This is a genomic window from Nitrospira sp. BLG_2 (assembly GCF_049222245.1).
In genome coordinates this window covers 1-2,177 of sequence record NZ_JBLYIG010000057.1, presented here as the reverse complement: position 1 = coordinate 2,177, position 2,177 = coordinate 1, and the positions used below count along the sequence as shown (strand labels likewise).

The following is a 2,177-nucleotide window of genomic DNA, read 5'->3' as shown; positions in this document are numbered from 1 at the left end:
AACCCGTCCATTCCCGGCATGTGCATATCTAAGATGGCCAAATCGAAAGGAGTCCGCCGATCGGCCGCGTTGCGCAGGCACTCCAGCGCTTGGTGCCCGTTCTCCGCGCTTTCATAGGTCACTCCTTGCCCCCGTAGACTCTGCTCAAGCACTCGCCGGTTCGTGGCATGATCGTCCACGATCAAAACCTTACGGCCCCGTAGCGCCGCCGGAATCGTCGCGACCGGTTGAACCCCTTCCGGTTGGAGATGAAACCGTACGGTGAGCCGAAAGACGCTGCCTCCTCCAACCTTGCTGTCTACGCCGATTCGTCCTCCCATCATCTTCACGAGCTGCTTGCAGATGGCCAGCCCCAGGCCGGTGCCTCCGTACTTCCTTGTGGTGGAGCCGTCGGCTTGAGTGAATGGTTGAAACAGTTTCGATTGTTGTTCCGGCGTGATACCGACTCCGGTGTCCGACACCTCGAAGCGCAGCGTCCGGTACGGCGAACTCACGCTTGCAGCCGGCTCCCCGTCGGACCCGTCCTCCGGGCTCACAGTGATCACGACCTCTCCCTGTTCCGTGAATTTGATGGCGTTGCCGATCAAATTCACCAAGATTTGCCGCAGACGGCCGGGATCCCCTCGCAGCGCCGTCGGCACACCCGCGTGCACGAGACAAGCTAGCTCAAGGCCTTTGGCATAAGCCCGCTCCCCGAGCAAACCGATCGTCTCGTCCATCGCCGCGTGCAAGTCGAAATTGAGTTCTTCCAGATCAAGCTTGCCGGCCTCGATTTTAGAAAAGTCCAGGATCTCATTGACGATGTCCAACAGATGCTCGCCGGAAAGACGGACGGTTTCAGCATACTCGCGTTGCTCCTGCGTCAGTGGCGTATCGAGCAGCAGGCCGGTCATACCAATCACGCCGTTCATCGGCGTCCGAATCTCATGGCTCATCGAGGCGAGGAACTCGCTCTTGGCCTTCGTGGCCGCCAACGCTTGCTTGTGCGCCTCCGCCAGCTCGAGGTTCTGGCGCTCCATTTCGGCCGCGAATTGTTGCAGCTTGAACTCCATCCGCTTGCGCGCGGTGATGTCCGTGACGATGCCACCCGTCGCGTAGATCTGTCCTACGCGATCTCTCACCGGGAATTTCACCACAATATTCGTATGCAGGTCGTTGCCATTGGACGTGGTTTCCTCGAATTCAATGGCTTTTCCTGTTTCGATGACCCGGCAGTCGTTGGCTCGGAATTGACCGGCCGTTTCACTCGGGAACAACTCCGCATCCGTTTTGCCTATGAGATGCTCTCGATCGCTGTGGCATAGCTGCTCGAAGCACCGATTCGTGAAGAAATAGTGCCCGTCATTCGTTTTCATGAACATGGCGTTCGGCGCATGATCGAGGAACGTACGAAACCGCTCCTCGCTGTCGCGCAAGGAATCTTCGATCCGCTTGCGCTCGGTGATATCCTCCATGATGCCACGCAGCTTGGTCGCCCGGCCGTTCTCAACGAGGACGGATACGAGATCCCGAATCCAGATGGTGCGGCCGTCGGCGGCCACCATGCGGTATTCGAAAGTGTGCGCTCGGTGCCTGTGAACCTCCTCGAGACAGTACTGCGGCGCCCAGTTCCGGTCTTCAGGATGCATGTGGTCCACCCAAAAGGTCGGGGAGGAGAGCCATTGTTCGAGCGGATAGCCCAGGATGGCCTCGGCTTGCCGGCTCATGAAGGTAAACTGCATCGTCGTGGCATCGGCTTCCCACACCATGCCGTTGATCGAATCGATCAGGTCCTTGTAACGGTGCATGATTTGTCCGAGAGCATTCTCCGCCTGCTTGCGTTCGGTGATATCTCGGACGAAGGCACAGTGGAATTCCTGTCCTTCATAGGCGAGAAAACTGACTTGAATGTCGATCGGGATGAGCCGCCCATCCTTGGCGCGATGGTTGGTCTCGAGCGACATCGTCTTGTTTCGCCGCATCTCCTCCCAGAAGCCCGGCCACCTGGATGCAGGGAAGTCCGGATTGAGATCATGAACCGTCATGTCGAAGAGCTCTTCTCTTGTGTAGCCCACCATGAGGCTCGCCGCCTCATTCGCGTAGAGAATCTTGGCTTGAGAATCGATCCAGTAGATTGCGTCTACCGCCTGTTCCGTGGCGAACTGCGTTTGACGCAACCGCTCCTCCGCTCGTTCGCG

The 2,177-nt window shown here is 58.3% G+C and carries 1 protein-coding gene; it reads right to left on the bottom strand.

Going from position 1 to position 2,177, the window contains the following annotated elements; all coding sequences use genetic code 11:
• Positions 1–2,177 (bottom strand): PAS domain S-box protein (locus ACOSYY_RS01625; protein WP_421660518.1); only part of this gene is annotated, 2,177 nt, incomplete at both ends.